Below are 19506 nucleotides of genomic sequence, written 5' to 3'. Positions count from 1 at the left end.
TGAGATCGGCTGGCCGGTCTTCCGGCTGGCCGCGCCGCACCGACCGACAACACCAACGTCACGCTGATACCGTGCTCGGATGATCACCGGGAAGACGGTTCTGGGCGCCTGTTTCCACGCCGCGGACGAGAGCACGGACCCGATCGACACGCTGCCCCCGGGCCTGCTCAGCCACGTCTTCTACGCGTTCGCCACGATCGAGGACGGGCGCCTGACACTGCCGCCACAGGCGCCTGCGCACCTCGCCGCCCTCGCCGCACGCAAGCGAGTCGACCCCGGCCTGCGGACCGTGCTGTCGATCGGCGGCTGGGGCGCCGGCGGGTTCTCCGACGCGGCCCTCACACCGCGGTCGCGGGCCGCCTTCGTCGAGCAGGCCCTGGCGCTGGCCGACGGTTTCGACGGCCTGGACCTGGACTGGGAGTTCCCTGTCTCGGGCGGCCCGGCCGAGCTGACCCACCGGCCCGAGGACCGGCGCAACGTCACGCTGCTGACCGAACAGCTACGCCACGGGCTCGGGCCGTCGCGGCTGCTGGTCGCCGCGCTGCCGGCCGGCCGCCTGCAGACCGCCGGGCCGTACGACCCAGCGGCGAGCTACGAGCTCGCGGCGTTCGCCGACGTGCTGGACTTCGTCAACCTCATGACCTACGACTTCGGCACCGGGTTCTCGGCGACGGCCACGTTCAACGCGCCGCTGGCCGAGGTGGCACAGGACCCGCTGGAGGCCGATCTGCGCCGGTGGAACAACGTCATCGGCGCCGTCGACTACTACGAGCGCCACGGCGTGCCGCGGGACAAGCTGGTGCTCGGCGTGCCTTTCTACGGCCGCGGCTTCCGCGTCGCCTCGGCCGGCGAGCAGGCCGGGCTGTACCAGCCCCAGACCGGGACCGTTGACGTCGCCGACTGGCGCGACATCAAGCGGAACCTGCTGACCGATCCGGCCTGGCAGCAGCACCGCCACCCGGTGGCCCGCTCGCCGTGGCTGTTCCATCCGGACACCCGGACGTTCGTGAGCTACGAGGATGCCCGGTCCGTTGAAGAGCGGTCCGTGTTCGCCGCAGGGCACGGGCTGCGAGGTGTGTTCACCTGGCACCTTGCCGGAGACGACGACGAACACACGCTGCTCGCCGCGATGGTGAGCCCGTTCCGGCCGGGAGTATAGACAGAAGGCCACTTCTCCACGCACCTGACCGAGGGCGCGCCCGCCGCGTCGGATCCCGGTGACATCCCGCCGGAACCAGTCATGGTTGTTCAGGGCTCGGTCCAGCACTCGGTGGCCTCGCCGCAGGACCGGTCGCACGGACCAGCCGGTCGCGCACCCGTTCCGCATCGGGATGGCCGAGGTCGTCGAAGATGCGAAGGGCGCGCTGCCAAGTCCGCACGGCGCCTGCTCGGTCGCCCAACGACCATCGGCTGTCACCGAGCCGGTGCAACGTGTCCGCTTCGTCGTAGCGGTCGCCGAGCTGCGCGATGAGGACAAGGGCCCGGCGGTAGCACGAGATCGCCCGGCGGTAGTGGCCGAGACGGTCGTGGATGAAGCCGAGGCTGTCCCAGGTGTTCGCCTCGCCGTGCCGGTCGTCGGTCTGGCGCAACAGCACCAGCGCCCGCCGGCAGTGGTCGAGTGCCTGCTCGTACTGGCCGAGTTGGGCATGGGCCCATCCCACGCCATTGTGTGCGCTGGCTTCTCCGGACAGGTGTCCGGCGACCCGGTACAGATCCAGGCCCTGCTGCGCGTGGTACAGGGAATCAGCATGACGGCCGAGCCGATCCAGCAGTGCGCCGAACGCCCGGTGGGTCCGTGCCTGCCCGGTGTGGTCACCGAGTTCGTCGAAGAGCTTCAGCGCCGCGCGGTAATGGCCCTCCGCCTCCTCCCATTCGCCGACTCGGAAGAGCGCACGGGCGAGATCGCGGTGCGCGCTCGCCTGCCCGCACCGCTCGCCCACCTGCTGCGCCGCGGCAAGGGCGGTGCGCTGAGCGGCGACCAGACCCGGCCAGTGGCCCTGGCGTTGCAGGAAGTCCACCAGGGTCCGTGCCAGCCGCCAGGCGTGCCCCTCGAACTGTGCGCGTTCGGCGTGGGCGACCGCAGCCAGGAGCACGCGGTACTCGGCGGTGAACCAGGCCAGCGCTTGGCCGTGATCGGTGATGTCCTCGGGTGCTACCCCGGGTGGGGCGTCGGCCAGGCTGATCGGATCCCAGCCAGGCTGCAACAGCAGGGCGGCCGCGTGTGCCGTGTGAAGGTAGTGGTCCAGGCCACGCTGGATCGCTGTTCGCCGGGTGTCGGGTGTGTCGATGCTTTCCACCAGCTCGGCCGCGTACCCCCGCAGCAGGTCGTGGAGGTTGAACCGGCCGGGCACATGTTCGGTGACTAGGTGCGCATGGGCCAGTTCGGCCAGCAGCCGGTGCACCTGATTTCGGGGCAGCCCGGCCAGGCTGGCAGCGGCGGGGACTGCGGTGTCCGGCCCTGGATGGCAGCCGAGCAGCCGGAACAGGCGCGCGGCGGGCGGGCTCAGATTCTGGTACGACCAGGAGAAGACCGCCTGCACGTCGGTACTGGCGTCGCCGCCGTCGAACGCGTCGAGTAGCCGCCGCGTCTCCCGCAACTCGGCGGCGAGGCTGGACAGCGGAAACGACGGATGTGCCGCTCCTCGGGCGGCGACCACCGCCAGCGCCAGCGGCAGCCGCACGCATCTTTCGATCATTTCGTTCACGGCCTGGGGTTCTGCGGTCAGCCGGTCTGCGCCGAGGCGCCGTGCCAGAAACTGCCATGCCTCATCGAAGCCGAGCAGGGCGACGCCGACCGGCACGGCGCCCTCGGCGGCGACCAGGCCGGCGAGGCGGTTGCGGCTGGTCACCAGCACCAGGCAGCTCGGGCTGCCTGGCAGCAGGGGGCGCACCTGTTCGACGTCGCGGGCGTTGTCCAGCACCACCAGCATCCGCCGGCCGGCGAGCAGGCTTCGGTACAGCCCTACCTGCGCGGGCAGGTGTATCGGGAAACGTTCGGGCGGCACGCCGAGTGCTTCCAGGAATCCGCGTAGGACCTCGGCTGGCGTCATCACGGGGCCGCTGGGGTCGAATCCGCGCAGGTTGACGTAGAGCTGGCCGTCCGGGTAACGCTCGGCGGCGCGGTGGGCCCAGTGCACCGCGAGTGTTGTCTTGCCGACCCCGGCGGTGCCCGACAGCACTACGCTCGTCGCGGCGGGCTCGCCTGAGCCGCTTGCTCCACCGATGGTGGTGGCGTCGTCGAGCTGGGCGAGTAGCGCCGTGCGGCCGACGAAGGCGGTCAGGGCCGGTGGCAACTGTTGCGGCACGGGAGCACCTGTCGCCATGCTGTTGGCCGAAGCCGGCGCGGCGCTGACTCCGGCAGCCCCGCCGGCCGGATTGATCCGGCGTCGGCCCTCCTCAACCTGGTCCCGCGCGGTGGCCAGCATGCCTTGCTCGACGCTGGTGGCCCCGAGCAGCCGGGTCAGGATGTCGAATCGCTCGGTAGGGGGCAGGACGTTTCCCGCGAAGTACTCCCCGATGATTCCGTGCGACCAGCCGGTCTTCGCCGCCAGCTGCCGGTATGTCAACAAGTTGCCGCCGTGCTGGCGCGCGTGGCGGTGCCGTAGCTTGCGCAGCAGCAGGGCCAGGTCGTGCACCGTCTGCACATCACGGTCTACCACGAGCGCGGAGCGGGTGGCCTCGGGTGCCTGGTGGAGCGCCTTCCGCGCACCGGGTCGCATCGGTTGGTCGTGCATTCGGCCTCCCCCTGCCGGCCCACCCGGCAGCCCCATGTGCTGACCCGCGAGTGGTTCAGCCTTTCCATGATCACTCGAACATCGCCGCTGCATTGAGTCCACATAGGACAGACGTCACACAGCTTGATCCATCAAGGCAGCCCACAGCTGCGGTCCAGTTCCCTACGTGGCCCGTGGCCCCGAAGCCTTGCTCGGCGGGAACCCGGGCCTGCCGCCCCTACCGCCGCCGGCGGCGATCCACCGCGCCAGTGCGGTGGCCGACACCGCTGGGGTTGCGGTGTCCAACATGTCCAACATCCCCATTGGACACATCTTCCATCGACAACAGTAACCGTCTGAGCGGATGCCGCACCGGCTCCGCCACAGGTTGGGAGAACATGAATGGCAGTCACAACGACCAGGCGACAGACCTCCGCCCGGATCCTCACGGCCTTCGCGCTGACGGCCGGCCTAGCCCTGGCTGCTCCCCAGTCCGCTGCCGCCGCCCGCGACGATGCGGGCTTCTCGGCGAAGGCCGGCGTGACGGGAGGTGCGGTGGCAGTCCACGCCGAAGCGTGGGCAGCCGGACGTGCGAAGTACGGGCGAACCGTCACCGCAGCCCAGGCGATCGACGCGTTCTGGACGCCGGAGCGCATGCGCGCGGCCAAGCCGATCGAGGAGTCGCCCGAGTACGCCCGCGCGATGGCCATGGGCGACGTGGCGGCGAAGACCGCAGCGCCACAAGCGGCCACCGACGCCCGCAAACCCACGGTGATCCCACCTTATGAAGGGGCCCTGGGCACCCCCAAGGGCGATGGCGCGTCGACGCTCGCCGTCAATCCGAACTTCGCGTCGTCCCACCCGACCGCGCGCACCAGCGGCAAGGCGTTCTTCGTGCTCGGCGGGCTCTCCTACCAGTGCTCCGGCACCGTGGTGAACTCCGCGGGCGCCGACACGGTGTGGACGGCCGGACACTGCATTCACAGCGGCGCGGGCGGCCAGGCCGCCAGCAGCTGGGCGTTCGTGCCCGCCTACGACGACGACCTGGCCAATCCGCGGCCGTACGGCACCTGGAGCGCCGTCAGCATCTGGACCATGAACGCATGGATCAACTCGTCGGCCTCGGCCGAGGACATGGGCGTGGCGATCATGGGTACGCTGAACGGCAACCACATCGTCAGCTACCTCGGTGGCCAGGGCCTGTGGACTTTCGCCGGCACGCAGAACCTGCAGAACGCGTTCGGCTACCCCGCACAGGCCCCGTTCGACGGCGGCAACCTGCTGCGCTGCAGTGGCTGGTCCTCGCAGGAGTACGCCAACGTCTGGACCGAGACGATCAAGATTCCCTGCAACTTCAACAAGGGCGCGAGCGGCGGCGGCTGGTTGCTGAACTGGGACGGCAACTGGGGCCTGGTCAACGGGATCAACAGCCGCGTCGACCAGCTGCCCAATCCCACGATCGTGGCCTCGCCGTACTTCGACCAGACGGCTCTTGACCTGTACGACTTCACCAAGAACATGTGAGCCGTCCGCAGCCGCGGATGTGATGACGATGCTGTGGGGGTGACCTGGCTCCCACAGCATCGTCGCACGCCGGGATCGGCATCCTGGATATACCGGGCCCAGGGGGCCGGTTCTGCACTCTGGGCGTTGGCGCCGCGACCGGCCGTCCCGCCCACCGCAACATCGACACATCGTCGGGCATCCTGCGGGGGATCTTCGAATACGCGCTGCCTCGGGCGACCACGCCCGTCGATAACCAGCGGGCCCAGGCGCAAGCCCGCATACATGTCAATGAATGGCAACAACTGGCAAGCGATTGCCGACTTCTGCCGCACCGTGGTTTTCTGCCTGGTATGGACAACCGCCCCCGGCGTGTCACGATCAACGACATCGCGGCAGCTACCGGCTTTGCCGCGTCAACGGTATCCCGGGCACTGTCGCGGCCTGGGCGGGTCAACGCTGCCACCCGTGATGCCATCGCGCAGGTTGCCCGAGAGCTGTCCTACGTGCCGAACACGCACGCCCGCGCGCTGACTTCGGGACGCACCGAGACGGTTGCGGTCCTGGTATCCGACGTGACCAACCCGTTCTACTTCGGGCTGATTCGGGGCACCCAGCACCAGCTCAAGGCAGCCGGGTACGCCAATCTGCTCATCGACAGCGAGAACTCCGGCGGGCTGGAGTCGCACATGCTGACCAAGATGCGGCAGTCCATCGACGGGGCGATCCTGGCAGCTTCCCGCCTGTCGGATCGGCTGCTGGCCGCGCTGGCCACAGAGCTGCCCGTGGTGGCCATAAACCGCAACGTCTACGGCGTCCCCACTGTATTGATCGATTCTCCGTCGGGCGTGGCCCAGGCCGCTGAGCATCTCATCTCGCTGGGGCACCGCGAGATCGTCTACCTGTCCGGCCCGGAGAACTCCTGGGCCAACGCAGCCCGCTGGCGCTCCCTCGTCACCACCGCCGCCAGGCATGGCCTGCCGGTACGCCGCCTGGGGCCTTTTCCGGCCGGCCGCATGTCCGGGTCGGCCGCGGCCGACGCGCTGATCAACACCAACGTGACGGCCTGCATCACCTTCAACGACCTGCTGGCGATCGGCATGCTGACCCGGCTCCGCGAACGGGGAATCGGCGTACCCAGCCAGATCAGCATCGTCGGCTGTGACGACATCTTCGGGGCCGACTTCTGCCACCCCACGCTGACCACCCTGACAGCACCCATCGAACAGGCAGGCCGGGTAGCGGTGTCGATGCTGCTGACCCGCCTGCGCGAAGGCGCGCCGGCAACACGTCAATCGATCGTGTTGCCGACGCACCTGACCGTGCGCGAATCGACGGGACCCGCCCCTGACTAGGGGAAACTCACGATGTTCACCGGCTTGACAGTCGTGCCGGTGGATGCGCCGGTGTTGTTGACGACGTGCTCGATCGAGCCCTTGCCGAACGAGATCGTCAGGAGGCTGTGGAACTTGACGTTCGGGTTGACCGGCGCCTCGAAGCCACGCTCAGCCACGATGCTCGGGTCGGCGGTGAACACACAATAACTGCCCAGGCCCCACGCCTCGTGCGAGGTGACGGAATCGGCCACCTTGTAGGCGGCATAGCCACGTCCGTCTGTGCGCCAGGCAGACTGGCTCGGCGGATCGTAGGGCATCTCGTTCTGGAAGAAGATCGTGCGCCCGCCCTGGCCGTTCCAGATGACCTGATACTTGTTGAAGTGCTCCACGAACAGACCGTAGGCAGAGACGTTGGCGCCGTTGACGATCAGGCCGGTGTCGGACGGGTTCACCGTCCACCCGACCCCGCTGCCATGGTCCGCCCGCCAGGCCCAGATGTGATCGAGGATGGTGTCGGCACTGTTGACGATCAGCGCGGTGCTGACCTTGCCCGGCCCGGCGCCTCCGACGCGGAAGAACACGTCCTGCACGGTGGTCGGGTTCGCGGCGTGGCTCACTGTCGCGCCGGCCGGCCCGATCTGCAGCAGGTATGGCGAGTTGACGGGGCCGGCGTCGAGCAGCAGGCCGGCGAGTTTGACTCCATCGACATCGGCCACCGTCATCGCGGCGATACCGTTGTCCGGGATGAGCGTCGGGTAGCCGATGCCCAGCACCACGGTGTTCGCCCGGGTCACCTTGAGCGTCTGGTTCAGGTGGTAGACACCGGGGGTGAACAGCAGGTCCTTGCCACAGGCCAGCGCATTGTTGAGGGCGCCGGCCGTATCCGTCGGCCGTGCGACATGGAACCGGGTCAGCGGCAACGAGCTGCCAGGGGTGGAACCACCCGACCACGTCGTGCCCGCGGCGTTGGTGCGCAGGTTCGGAACGAAAACGTGGTAGTCGGGGCCGTCGAGATACAGGTACGGCTTCTCCCGGATACGCGGCGTGGTCGGCAAAGTGGTGTAGGCCGGTGAGGGGAAGCCGTTGGCCGGAGCGCCGACGACGCCGGAGAACACCATGTTCCACACGGCGTTGCCCCAACTGCCGATCTGGCTGTCTCGGGTGTACCACTGCTGCTGCGAGTACGGTCCCACCCGGCCGTCGATCTTGCTGTCGGCGATGTACCCGCCGCTGGCCCAGCCGTAGCCGTCGGGGGCCAGGTTGAGCCCGCCGCGGATGTGCACTCGGCGCATCGGTGCGGCCTGCGACACCGCCCAGCGATTGTCGGTGTGGCTCGGCACGATGGCCAGGTTCTCGATCGAGCGCCAGAAGTTCTGGGTGGCGTTGCCGCCGAACCAGCCGGCGTCGACGGTGACGTCACCGTTGATCGTGACGTCGTCCGGATTTCGGCCCAGGCCCATCACCGACGTGTAGAAGCCGGTGTTGGCGTTGATGCCGCTGTAGGTTCCGGGTTTGAAGGCCACGGCGTACCGCTGGGTGCCGAACTGGGCGCTTTCCGACTCGGCGAAGATCGCATCCAGTCGGCTTTGAATGGAAGTGCTGGACATCGACGGGTCGAATACCACCACGTTCGGGCCCAGGTCCTGCGCCACCGGAGGCGGGGTCTGACAACCGCCCCCGCCTCCGTCGCCGCGGTGGACGATCAGCTCTTTGATCGAGTATCCATAGCCATTGGCCCGCTGCGTCCCGTACATGCGCAGGTAACGCCCGGTGCCGGTGGCGGTGATCGTCTGTAGGCCGCCCGGGTTGTCGGTCGCGGAATAGATCGACGTCCAGTTCGCGCCGTCGTCAGACAGTTCGAGACGAAACGCCTTGGCATACGACGTCTGCCAGTTGATGACCACCTGGCAGACCGGGGTGGCCGGACCGAGGTCGACCTGTATCCATTGCGGATCGCTGAACTGGCTCGACCAGCGGGTGCCGTCGTTGCCGTCGACGGCCCTGGCCGCCAGATAGCTGTTTCCCTGCACCGAGGACGCGGTCGCCGGCTTGTTCAGAGCAATGTTGGTGGCGGTGTCACAGGCCGCAGCGGCAGCCGCTGGGGCGCTCGCGGTGACCACCACCCCGGTGGCGGCCAGCGCCAAAGTGGTCACACCGACGGCGAAGCGCCGGCTTCCGGGTAGGACGCGCATTGGTTTCTCCCGATGGTGGACGGGCATCGCCGCAGGCAATGGCGATGCTGGGAACGGGTGCGGCGCCCGGGCCCAGGCGCCGCATGGAACCGCATGCGGTTTGCGAAATCTATGACCGGCGTCCAGAGGTGGCAATCGATTGCCGTGGTTCGCCAGCCGGATGGCAGAACTGCCAGCGGCCTACGGCTTGTGGGGGTCCACGCCGTAGCCGTTGCACTGGCGCCCACCGTTGATGCAGTGGCCGACCAGGTAAACCTGACGTGCGTCGTTCCACCCGTTCATGAAGTCGTAGTGGAACGAGTAAGCGTTGCCGGAGGAGTAGACCAGGCCACCGGTGTTTCCGCCGGGCAGCGGGTACGGAAGCTTGACCTGCAGCTGCGGCAGCGGCACCGGGTGTGACGCCGGGCAGACGCCGTTGATCGGCCAGACCATGTGGGACTTGTGATCCGCCGTGTCCAGGTCCACGCCGTTCCAGCAGCTCGGCGCCTTCATACGCATGACCAGCGAGGAACCACTCGGGCAGGATGACGGGATGGCCTTACCCTTGTAACCGGGACATTGCCATTCGCCGGTGAAGTTCGTCGCCGTGGTCATCTTCGCGTCGCCGACGACGAGCCGGAAGCCCGGCGGGAAGGGTCGCACGGTGCGGTAGTCCTTCACATCGGACTTGTAGTAGACCGTCGGCTTGTCCGGCAGCCTCACCACGCCGTTCTGCAGCAACGTCGGGAACCAGTATCCCGACGCGTCGAGGGTGTCCTCGCAGGACGTCGCGCCGCCGACCAGCGATTGTGTCGTGGAATTGGCGTTGGTCGCCGGGTTGCCGATGAACGTGTGGTTGTGGGATGCCCCCGCCAGACCCGGAAACACGATCGGGTCGTCGTTGAGCCGATGAGTGACGGTGCAGTTCGCGTGCATCTCCTGGTACGGAGCGAACGGCGGATTGTCGGCGGCGCTGGCCGGCGGCTGCCCGGCAACCGTCATCACGACGGCTGCGACAGCCACTACGGCCACGTGGAACCGAAACCTGGGCATGGTTCGAATGCTCATGACGCCTCCTTGGCGAATGTGAATTGAGCATCGACGATGGGTGATTCGGACCATAGCAACGGCGAAACCTGCTCGAAACGGGTTGCCATAAATTGCCGTAAATGCTTGCCTACGGGTGATCAGCACCATGCACTCAGCACGTGCTTCCCAGGCTCAAGAGCGCACAGCAACGAAGGCAGGATCGTGCGCGGACGCGGGCAGATGTGATCCGGCCATCGGCTGCTGGTCACACCCATTCGCAGCTGCGGTCAGCGGTCCAGCCGACATCAGTGTTCTACGAGCGGCCTGTCCGGCCCGGTTGTTCACGACGTCAGGCCGGCGTCGCGGGCAAGCAGGGCGGCCTGAACCCGGTTGGCGCAGTTCAGCTTGGCGAGGATGCGGCTGACGTACGTCTTGACCGTAGGTTCGCTCATGAACAGGCCACGGCCGATGTCGGCGTTCGACATCCCCTGCCCGACCAGCCGCAGCACGTCGACCTCACGGGCGTTGAGGCCAGTAAGCCGCTGCTCGGCCTCGGTACGCCGATCCGTGACGGCTGGGTTCACCAGGCCCAGCAGTATCCGTGTCACGGCCGGCGACAGGTAGGCGTCGCCCTCGTACGCGGCGCGCACCGCCCGGATCAGCTGCGCCGATCGGCCGGCACGTGAAGTCTGCGAGCTCGATCGGCGCCGTCCCGCTGGTGACTTCGACTACGAGGTCCACGGTCGTGGCTGCACCGCCTTACGCCGCACCGACCCGCGGATCGCCGCGGCGGGTACCCGCCCCGCTCGGCCATGCCGGCGCCGTCGTCGACGTCGGCGCCGGCTCAGCACCCTGGCTGCCGCGCAACTCCTGGGCGGCGTCGCCGGTGTTGATCTCGCGTTCAGGTAGCTTCGAGCACGTGATCGAGATTGCCGACTTCGTGCCGCACGGTCCCGTCGAACCCGAGCTGATCGGGAAGTATCGGGGCCGCGTGCCGGACGATCTGGTCGAGGTCTGGCACCCGCGACGAGTGCCTGCGCCACATCGAAGACGTCTGGACCGACATGCGGCCGGTCAGCGCTCGACGCTGACCAGCGGCGCGGCCGCGACCTGTGCGCGGCCGCGGTCCATCCTGCCGGGGCCCATGCCGGTGTGCTGCCTCCCACGGCCGCGTCAGGCTCAGACGTAGGTCCGCCAGCGCAGCGACCGGGTATCGACGATGACGACCGGCCCGCGACGTGCCCAGGTCATCTCAACCGATGCCGTCGACCGCGGCCCTCAGCGCGTTGATCGACGGATCCCAGCTGAAGTTCAGGACGGGTATGCCCGAAGCCGCGGCGTTGCTGTCGCCCCCCAGGACCACTGCCCGCGGCTTGTTGGTGCCCTGTGGCACGACGAGATACCAGTTGCCTCGCACGTTCGCGATGAACACTTCATCTACCTCCTGGTCAGGCGGGTTCGGGTTGGCGACGTCTCCGACGTGACTCTCGAAATCCACCGTCGCGCCGAAGTTCGTCGGAGCGCCGGTGTTCAGCCAGAGACTCGTGTGCACATGCGGTCCGACACCGGAGTCGCTGCCGTTCGCCGATGAGCCGGAGTAAGCGATCGTCTGGCCGCGCGACACACGTTGACCCGAGGAGACGACGATCCTCGACAGGTGAAGGTGCCGGGTGTAATTGCCATCGTCATGGGCCATCCCCACGACACGGCCGGTCGCGCCGGAAGTGTCGGTCTTCACGTAACGGATCATGCCGCTCGCGGCGGCAACGACGGGCGTGCCGGTGCCGACCGCGTAGTCGGTGCCCGGCTCCGCCGAAGGGGGCGTCCGGTTGCGGTGGTCCTGCCAGGAACTCGAGATCCGGACGTTTCCGCACGGCCGCTGATAGCCGCTGGCAGCCTGGGCGGATCCGGGCAGCAAGGCAAAGGCTGCCGACACCCCGGACGCCACCAACGCCGAGCCGGTGATGAATCCCCGTCTCGACAGTCCCCGCAGGTAGGCGATACCGCCGAGATCCTCGGGCCGCGGCTCGCCGTGGCCGACGTCCTGGGCCGGATCGGGACGGCTGTCACTGAGGATCATCAATGCAACCTAAGGCCGCTTCGGGTCCGAGGCAAGGGTTTGTTCACGATTGTTCCCGGGGACCCGTCCGGTCGACCGACCACATTGCGGCATCGAGATGGAGCCAGGCCGCATGGGCGTCGGCGCATTGCTGCGCCGACGCCCCCGTGTCGTGAACGACGACGGTCCGAGATCGTCGCGCCACCTACACCTGGGTGCGCGACCACTGCTGGTTGGCGCCGCTGCCGCAGGTGGACTGCTGGATGTCGGCGCCGTCGGCGGTGGACGAGGCGACCACGTCCAGGCACTTGCCGCTGTGGCGGGCTCTGAGCTGGAAGTAGCTACCCGTGGCCACCCACTGCCACTGCTGGTTGGTCCCGCTGCCGCAGGCATACTGGATCACATTGGCTCCGTCAGCGGTAGACGCATTGGCCACGTCGAGGCACTTTCCGCTGACCTGGCTCACCACCCGGTAGTAGCCACTCCCCGCGTCCTGGAACTGCCACTTCTGGTTCGCTCCCCCGTTCCAGGTGTACTGCTTGATCTCGGCACTGTTCGCCGTCGACGCCCCGACCACGTCCATCACCTTGGCGCTGTGACGGGCGGTGACCCGGTACTGGGGGGCGGCCGCCGGCAGCTCGGCCACCGGCAGCACCGTGCCATGCCGGCAGCCCGGACATGCGACGCTGCTCAGACCGGACCAGCTGTTGAGGTTGGAGCTGGTGGCCGACCAGATGCCGCCGTTGGTGTACTTGTCGATGTAGATCCGCCAGGTGCCGTTGGCCAGCTGGAACACCGCCGGCCCCTCGTACCCCGACGTCCACAGGCTGGCCACCGAGGTCCATCCACTGGTCAGGCTCGCACTGGTCCAGTGCTCGATGAACTTCGAGCTCTCGTCCTTGACGAAGGCGTGGTAGGTGCTGCCGGAGCGCACGACGAACGTGTCGATGTGGTTGGCGCCCAGCCCGCCCATCGCCACCGGCCCGCTCCAGGAGGTCAGCGAGCTGTTCGTGGCGGTGAAGATGTAGGGCTGGAAGCAGTTCGAGCAGGTGGTCTGCGCGATGCTCACGATGACCCGGACGGTGCTGCCCTCGACGTAGAACTCCGGCGCCCACACGAACCTCGTGTTCGCGATGCCCGAGTTGACGCTGGCCACGTGCTGCCAGGTGGTCAGGTTCGTGCTGGAGGCGATGTTGAAGTAGGTGGAGTTCGTGGTCCACGACTGGACGGTGTACGCGATGTAGTACATACCGTTGTGGTTGATGATGCTGGGGTCGCGCAGGACGCCCGACGGCCCCTGGTAGTTCGTGTCGGCCAGGACGCTGAAGTTGTTGCCGTCGGTCGACTGGTAGACCCACAGCTCCTGGTCGGCCGCGCCGTCGCCCTTGAAGGTGGTGTAGATGTAGCCGCTGGCAGCCGCTGCGGGCGACGCGACCGCGACGAGGCCTGTGACGGCGACGAGCATGGCGCCGGCCAGCCGGGCCACCCACCGGCTGAGTCTTGTTCCCGGTGTTGCAGTGCGTGACTTCACGCTTGCCTCCTCAGGCAGTACAGGGTGGTGGTGATCGCCGCGGGAACGGCGATCACCGGTTGACTGGTGACGGGTCATGACGTGGCGCGCGACCACTGCTGGTTGGTGCCGCTTCCGCAGGTGTACTGCTGGATGTCGGCGCCGTCGGCCGTGTTCGAGCTCACGACGTCCAGGCACTTGCCGCTGTGGCGGGCCCGCAGCTGGAAGTAGCTGCCCGTGGCCACCCACTGCCACTGCTGGTTCGTGCCGCTGCCGCAGGTGTACTGGATGATGTTGGCCCCGTTGGCCGTCGAGTTGCCGGCCACGTCCAGACATTTGCCGCTGTTGACGTTCATGAGCCGGTAGTAGCCGCCCCCGACGTCCTGGAACTGCCACTTCTGGTTGGCTCCCCCGTTCCAGGCGTACTGCTTGATCTCGGCGCTGTTCGCCGTCGACGACGAGACCACGTCCATCACCCTGCCGCTGTGGCGAGCGGTGATCCGGTAGGTCGGGGCCGATCCGCCGCCGGTGACGGTGCCGGTGGCGGCGTCGACGGTGATCTGCGGGTGCCAGGTCAGGCTCATGCTGGTGCTGCTGGGGAAGCTGATGGGCAGCCAGACGTACTGCGAGTCGCCCACCGGGCCGCCCCAGGCGCCGGCCCAGCGGTCGCCCATGTACAGGTAGCTGGTCGCCGATGTCCCCTGGATCGGCAGCACGTACGTCGGCTGGGAGCTGAACGTCGTGCCGTCGCCGACGTTGGTCCACCCGGTCCACGGACCGGAGATGCTGCTCGCAGTAGCGTATTTCGCCTGGTTCGGGCTCCAGCCGGTCGCGCCCGAGGTGAGCAGGAAATAGACGCTGCCACGCTTGAACATGGCCGGGGCCTCGCGGTGCGCGTCGTTCCAGAAGTTGCCGACCAGCGTGCTGACGTTCAGGTAGTCCGAGGTCAGCCGGTAGATGTGCAGGTCGTAGTTCTCGTCCGCCGCGGAGATCATGTACGCGGTGCCGTTGTCGTTGTAGAGCGTGATGTCTCGCGACATGTGCTGGCCGAGCGGGCGGAAGCTGCCGTGGTAGGTGTAGTTGCCGTCCACGGTCGCCGACGACGCGACGGCGGCGCGCGCCTCGCTGTAGTTCGACCCGTTCTCCTTGTGCATCCACATGACGAAGCGGCCCGTCGAGCTGTTGTAGATGACTTTCGGCCGCTCGATGTTCGAGACGTTGAGTTCGGCGTGCGACGACTGCGTGAGGACGTTGTTGCGGAACTCCCAGTTCTTGAGGTCCGTGGACCGGTATACCGAGACGGCACGGAAGGTGTTGTCGGCGTTGCGGTTCTCGCCGAACCAGTAGTAGTAGCCGCTCACCTGCAGCACGCCGCCACCGTGGGCGTGCAGCACGTTCCCGCTGCTGTCCCGGAACTGGGTGCCGTTGGCGATGTCCACGGGGGCCGCGCTGGCCGGCGACACCGCGAAGCCGACGGCGGCGCCGGCGAACAGGACTGCAGCTGCGGCTGCGGCTGCGGCCATCCGGATCGACCGGACGAGGCGACGGATGGGGGGCCGGGGGCGGAGGTTCTCCTTCACGCGGATCAACTTCCCTCTGTCGAAGCCGACGGCAGGTCCCTCGGCCGGGCGGGCAGAGGGAGCGCTGGATTTCAGCTGCGTGACAACAGGGTTAACTTTGCTGAATCCGCGCGCCATACTCGGTACGCAAAGGCCCACGAACGTACATAGTCGAACATCGTCCCGCCCGCTCCGCCGGCCCCGCCGGCTCTCCCGCATGCGGGGCCGAGGCGGCGATATCGAGGGCGGCGACGCATCAGGCAAGGCTTCGCGGTAGGCGCAGGATGGAAGCCGGGGCGGTTGATGGGGCGCGCACACTGCTGCCAAGAGTGATGCGCGGCTGCCTCACCTTCGGCAACAGCTTCAGCATCGCCCGGTACACAGAGAATCTGGCCCGGATACTGATGATGGAAGGCGACCAGGAAGGCGCGGCCGAACGCTCGGGATGAGCCAGGTCGTCCGGGGAACGTCACAGAATTCCGACGCATTCGTGACCAAGCTTGCGGCTGACCTCAATCAAACTCTCGGCCAGGCCGGCTATGGCGAGGCGTTCCGCCGGGGGTCAGCCTTGCCACGGCAGGTGGTGATGGAACGGCTCGCCGCACTTGCCGCTCCATAGGAATTAGTACGGCAGTCACGGTTATCCGCTGACCTGCTGTAGCCCATGGTGTGTTCCCGGTTGCCTTCGCTATCAGCTTGAACCAACTGCCAACATCGGCATGCCGCCAAGGACGCTATGCGGCTACTCGGTGACCGCATGGTTGCCCCGAACGCCTCATGATCAGCGAGATCATGGTCATCGCCTCTGGCGGCACCTCGGTCTTCTTTCATCTCCCACGGCATCTCGATCCTGAAATCGGGATACGGCTTCCACGTCGCGTCGGTGACGATGACCAGCCCCATCGAGATACCGCCGGGCGGCACCGTCCCGATCGGTTCGGGAACCCTCATCCACGCGCGGTCTATGCCCTTCTCCACCAGCAGCCCTATGAACTGGGATGCGGCTTGCCGATTGAGGTACTCGTCGGCTTCGGCGTTCCCGCGGTCGCGGTCCGGCGGAATACGGTGGTACCGGAGCTCGGCGATGACGCCCCCGGTGCTTGCTGTGCTTCTTGGCGACCGTCCTGGTCCCCTCGTTGTATGCGTCGAGGTACGTCAACTTCATGTCTGAGACGACGTACTCGTCCACCCACACCATGACCGCACCCCGTGGCTCGTCACCGCTGCTGCCAGGTAACCACAGCCGGGTCGCGTCGCGGCAAGACATCGATTGAGTCCATTCGATCCCGGTGATTCGCGTCGGCGTGGCGATTGGTGCTACGGCGAGCGCATCCCGTCCTGACCACTGCTGGCGGCGGTGCTGCCGGCTACGGGAAGGTGCGTCGTGGCCCGGCTCGATGGAACGAGGATGACGGAGGCGACCACGCCTTCTACTGCGGGCCGCCCGCTACCGGTCAACCGCGAGCAGCGCCGTCTGGACGGCCTCGGTCTCGTTGCCCAGCCGCCGGAAGATCAGGACGGCGGCGCGGGCGCTGGACCGCGCCTGCTCGGGGTCGCCGGCCAGACGATAAGCCTCCGCGAGGACGGCGAGGGCCTTGGCCTCGGCGTAGGTGTTCTGCGCCTCGCGGTAGAGCTGTGCCGAGGTGCCGAGGCGGTCCAGTGCCGCAGGCGCGTCGCCGTCGGCGAGATCGAGCCGGCCGAGCGCGTTGAGCGCCAGCGCCTGCCCGAACACGGAGTGGCTCGCTCTGCTCAGCTCCAGCCCGCGTTCGAGGACCGGCCGCGCCCTTGGGTGCCCGCTGGCGACATAGAGCGCGCCGAGGTGTCCGTGCAGGAAGGCCAGCTGCACCGGGTCCCCGGACTCCTCGGCGATGGCAATCGCCGCCACCAGCGCCTGCTCGGCCTGGTGGGGATCGCCCTGGTCGCGCCGGATGATGCCGATCAGGCCCAGCGCGACGCTCTGGTCCCGGGAGCTGCCCAGGTCCCGCGCGATGGTCAGGGCCCGGGTCGCGTAGGTGAGCGCCTCATCGTTGCGTCCCTCCTGCCGGCGCACGATGCCGAGTAGCTGCCAGACGTGCAGCTCGCCGAGGTGATAGTCCGCGGAGCGGCAGGCCTGGAGGCTCTCCTCCAGGCTTGCGACCGCCTCGGCGTGGTCGCCTCGCGTCCGGTGCACCGTCGCGCACAGGTACAGCGCGTCGGCTTCGCCCTGGGTGTGGCGTACCTGCTGGAAGAGTCGCAGTGCGGCGGCGGCGAGCTCGAGCTTGCGCCCGATGTCGGAGCCGGGTTTGGAACTGTAGAGGTCCGCGAGGTCGCGCAGCATGACCGCCTCGCCGAGCTGGTCGCCGGCGGCACGGCAGGCGGCGAGTGCGGTCTCGTGGGCGTGTTGGCCGTCGTCGAAGAGGTCACGCAGCTCGTAGAAGCTGTGGGTCGCCGCGGCGAGTCCCCACGACAGGTCGGCTCGGCCGAGTCTTGCCGCCTGGGCCACGGCCGCGGCGATGGCCGCGCGTTCCGCCTCGAACCACGCCGATGGGGAGCCCGCGGCGGCTTCGACCCCGTCGCCGCGGGCAGCTTTCGGGCGGGGCGGCCGGATGTCGGCCAAGGTCGCGGCCGCCAGGGCTGCGCTGGCGGTCTGGGCCAGGGTCAGCCAGCTGTCCAGCGCACGCTCGATCACCGCGAGCTGTGCTGCCGGTGGTTCCTGCCGGGCCGGTTCTCGCGCGAAGATCCGGACCAGGCAGTGGAGTCCGTAGCGCAGCTGGCCGACCTGGTCGACGCGGACCTCGTCGAGCAGGCGCCGGTCGACCAAAGCGCGCAGCACCTGGCGGTTCTCAGCCGTCGTCAGATCGGCGGCCGCGGCCACTGCCCAGGCCGGGAAGTCGGCGGCGTCGAGCAGGGCCAGCCGGCACAGCGTCCGTTGCTCCACGGTGGACAGGCCCTGGTATCCGGCGGCGATGGTGGTGCGCACGTCGAGGTCGCCGATGCTGAGCTCGTCGAGCCTGCTTCGCTCGTCCATGAGCTGCTGGACGAGCCACGACATCGGCGTTCCGGGCGACGCCGAGACGCGGGCGGCGGCGATGCGTACCGCGAGCGGAAGGTGGCCGCACAGGGCGGTCAGCGCGCTGGCGGCGGCCGGCTCGGCGATGACTCGTTCGGTGCCGGCTATCTGCTCCAGCAGGCTCAGTGCGCAGGCCGGGCTGAAGACATCCAGGTCGACGAAGTGGCTGACATCCAGCGCGGAGAGCCGTCGGCGGCTCACCACGACGGCGGCGCTGGGGCTGGCGCCGGGCAGCAGTGGCCGGACCTGCTGCTCGCCGGCGGCGTTGTCGAGCAGCATCAGCAGCCTTTTCCCGGCCAGCCGGCTGCGCAGCAGGGCCGAGCGTTCGTCCGTGGTCTCCGGCATCTCCGATCCCTGGACGCCCAGCGCCCGCAGGAAGCGTCCGAGCACCTCGCCCGGTGCGGTCGGCTCCGCGCTGTCGCCGTGCAGGTCGGCGTAGAGCTGGCCGTCCGGGTAGGTGTCGCGCAGCAGGTGGGCGAGGCGCGTGATGAGCGTGGTCTTGCCCACTCCGGCCCGGCCGGAGATCGCGACCAGGTGCATCGCCGTGCCCGGTCCCTGGTCGAGAACCTTCAGGCAGCCGGCGAGCTCCGCGTCGCGTCCGGTGAAATCGCCGATGGAGGCCGGCGCCTGCCACGGCGCGTCGCGGGTCACACCGGGCTGCTTTCGGCCGGCGGCCACCTGGGCCGCCGGCGGATCCAAGGCGGGCGGATCGTCGACGCCGTCCTCGGCGAGGATGTCCCGATGGGCCTGCCGAAGGTGCGGTCCTGGTTCGATGCCGAACTCCTCGGCCAGCCTGCGCCGTGCATCCACATAGGCGTTCAGTGCCTCTGCCCGCCGCCCCTGGGCGTTGAGCGCCCGCATCCACAGGGCGATGATCCGCTCCCGTGCGGGATGCTCCTGCATGAGCTGGCGCAGCGGGCCGAGGAGCTGCTCGGCCCGCCCGGCGAGCAGGTCCGCCTCCATCCGTGCCTCCAGCGCGGCGAGGTGCAGCTCGTGCAGGCGGGACGCGTAGGCAGCGATCAGCGGCGAGGTGGCCACCGCGGCGAAGGCCGGGCCGCACCACAGGGACAGGGCCGCACCGAGGAGGCGGGCCGCCCGGTCGACGTCACCGGCTCGCAGCGCCCCCTGGCCGTCCGCGGCGAGCTGCTCGAACCGGTACGCGTCCACGGACTCCCGGCCCACCTGGAGGCAGTAGGCGTTGGCCTCGGCGGTGAGGACTATCGTGCCGTCCTGGCCGATGGCTCGCCGCAGCGACAGGACATAGCCGCGCAGCAGTGACCGCGCCGAGGCCGGCGGAGCACCGCACCAGAGCTCGTCGATGAGGCGGCCGACCGGGACCGGCTCGCCGGCATGGATCATGAGGATGGCGAGCAGCGTTCGCGCCTTGCCCCCGGCGACCGCTTGCCACTCGTTCGCGCAGCGGATCTCCAGCGAGCCGAGACACCGAAACCGCAGGGACAACCTCAGCACCAACCCTCGATTGATCAACTCACCTGAATCCTACCGGGCCAGGATGTCCAATGTGGTATCGAACATCGTCACATCTGGATCAGGTTTGTATGTCGCTTGTATCCGT

The 19506-nt window shown here is 68.3% G+C and carries 12 protein-coding genes; 4 read left to right on the top strand and 8 right to left on the bottom strand.

Annotation, left to right across the window (positions count from 1 at the left end; genetic code table 11):
* Positions 1-79: 79 nt before the first annotated feature.
* A complete protein-coding gene (locus F6W97_RS03465) occupies positions 80-1159 on the top strand; it encodes a glycoside hydrolase family 18 protein (protein ID WP_155368608.1) in 1080 nt (359 codons plus the stop codon).
* Positions 1160-1238: 79 nt separating this feature from the next.
* On the opposite strand, the gene F6W97_RS03460 is transcribed toward F6W97_RS03465, so the two are convergent.
* The gene (locus F6W97_RS03460) at positions 1239-3734 is read right to left on the bottom strand and encodes an ATP-binding protein (protein WP_155368607.1); all 2496 of its coding nucleotides are present in this window, start codon (positions 3732-3734) and stop codon (positions 1239-1241) included.
* A 381-nt stretch (positions 3735-4115) separates the two neighbouring features.
* Between F6W97_RS03460 and F6W97_RS03455 the strand changes: the two genes are divergently transcribed.
* Positions 4116-5237, top strand: a complete 1122-nt coding sequence (locus F6W97_RS03455; RefSeq protein ID WP_155368606.1) for a trypsin-like serine peptidase — start codon at positions 4116-4118, stop codon at positions 5235-5237.
* Positions 5238-5569: 332 nt separating this feature from the next.
* Positions 5570-6571: a LacI family DNA-binding transcriptional regulator gene (locus tag F6W97_RS03450; protein ID WP_155368605.1), complete on the top strand. Its 1002-nt coding sequence runs from the start codon at positions 5570-5572 to the stop codon at positions 6569-6571.
* Here F6W97_RS03450 and F6W97_RS03445 read toward each other — a convergent pair.
* From F6W97_RS03445 to F6W97_RS03415, 6 genes are all read right to left on the bottom strand, one after another.
* The gene (locus F6W97_RS03445) at positions 6568-8745 is read right to left on the bottom strand and encodes a discoidin domain-containing protein (RefSeq protein WP_155368604.1); all 2178 of its coding nucleotides are present in this window, start codon (positions 8743-8745) and stop codon (positions 6568-6570) included. The genes F6W97_RS03450 and F6W97_RS03445 overlap by 4 nt on opposite strands.
* A gap of 180 nt (positions 8746-8925) precedes the next feature.
* Complete coding sequence (locus tag F6W97_RS03440) at positions 8926-9921, bottom strand: DUF1996 domain-containing protein (protein WP_155368603.1); 996 nt, start codon at positions 9919-9921, stop codon at positions 8926-8928.
* 173 nt (positions 9922-10094) lie between these two features.
* Positions 10095-10403 (bottom strand): response regulator transcription factor, encoded by a 309-nt coding sequence (locus tag F6W97_RS03435; protein WP_230686375.1) that lies wholly within the window; start codon positions 10401-10403, stop codon positions 10095-10097.
* Between the two features lie 602 nt (positions 10404-11005).
* Complete coding sequence (locus F6W97_RS03430) at positions 11006-11833, bottom strand: M23 family metallopeptidase (RefSeq protein WP_155368601.1); 828 nt, start codon at positions 11831-11833, stop codon at positions 11006-11008.
* Between the two features lie 184 nt (positions 11834-12017).
* A complete protein-coding gene (locus tag F6W97_RS40440; RefSeq protein ID WP_230686374.1) occupies positions 12018-13298 on the bottom strand; it encodes an RICIN domain-containing protein in 1281 nt (426 codons plus the stop codon).
* Between the two features lie 119 nt (positions 13299-13417).
* Positions 13418-14845 carry an RICIN domain-containing protein gene (locus tag F6W97_RS03415; protein WP_155368600.1) on the bottom strand — a complete coding sequence of 476 codons (1428 nt, stop codon included), beginning with the start codon at positions 14843-14845 and terminating at the stop codon, positions 13418-13420.
* A 320-nt stretch (positions 14846-15165) separates the two neighbouring features.
* Between F6W97_RS03415 and F6W97_RS39970 the strand changes: the two genes are divergently transcribed.
* Positions 15166-15330, top strand: a complete 165-nt coding sequence (locus F6W97_RS39970; protein WP_196278955.1) for a hypothetical protein — start codon at positions 15166-15168, stop codon at positions 15328-15330.
* Between the two features lie 998 nt (positions 15331-16328).
* Here F6W97_RS39970 and F6W97_RS03410 read toward each other — a convergent pair.
* Positions 16329-19391, bottom strand: coding sequence for an AfsR/SARP family transcriptional regulator (locus F6W97_RS03410; protein ID WP_155368599.1), 3063 nt, complete (start codon positions 19389-19391; stop codon positions 16329-16331).
* Positions 19392-19506: the final 115 nt, after the last annotated feature.

Origin of the sequence: Catellatospora vulcania, assembly GCF_009720385.1 — a bacterium.
Taxonomy (GTDB): domain Bacteria; phylum Actinomycetota; class Actinomycetes; order Mycobacteriales; family Micromonosporaceae; genus Catellatospora; species Catellatospora vulcania.
This window is presented reverse-complemented; position numbering and strand designations above follow the sequence as displayed.

What these genes read in the sequence shown, in the direction of transcription:
- F6W97_RS03465 (WP_155368608.1), top strand. Translation starts at nt 80, where the DNA reads ATGATCACCGGGAAGACGGTTCTGGGCGCCTGTTTCCACGCCGCGGAC.
- F6W97_RS03460 (WP_155368607.1), bottom strand. Translation starts at nt 3,734, where the DNA reads ATGCACGACCAACCGATGCGACCCGGTGCGCGGAAGGCGCTCCACCAG.
- F6W97_RS03455 (WP_155368606.1), top strand. Translation starts at nt 4,116, where the DNA reads ATGGCAGTCACAACGACCAGGCGACAGACCTCCGCCCGGATCCTCACG.
- F6W97_RS03450 (WP_155368605.1), top strand. Translation starts at nt 5,570, where the DNA reads ATGGACAACCGCCCCCGGCGTGTCACGATCAACGACATCGCGGCAGCT.
- F6W97_RS03445 (WP_155368604.1), bottom strand. Translation starts at nt 8,745, where the DNA reads ATGCGCGTCCTACCCGGAAGCCGGCGCTTCGCCGTCGGTGTGACCACT.
- F6W97_RS03440 (WP_155368603.1), bottom strand. Translation starts at nt 9,921, where the DNA reads ATGGTGCTGATCACCCGTAGGCAAGCATTTACGGCAATTTATGGCAAC.
- F6W97_RS03430 (WP_155368601.1), bottom strand. Translation starts at nt 11,833, where the DNA reads ATGATCCTCAGTGACAGCCGTCCCGATCCGGCCCAGGACGTCGGCCAC.
- F6W97_RS03415 (WP_155368600.1), bottom strand. Translation starts at nt 14,845, where the DNA reads ATGGCCGCAGCCGCAGCCGCAGCTGCAGTCCTGTTCGCCGGCGCCGCC.
- F6W97_RS39970 (WP_196278955.1), top strand. Translation starts at nt 15,166, where the DNA reads ATGGAAGCCGGGGCGGTTGATGGGGCGCGCACACTGCTGCCAAGAGTG.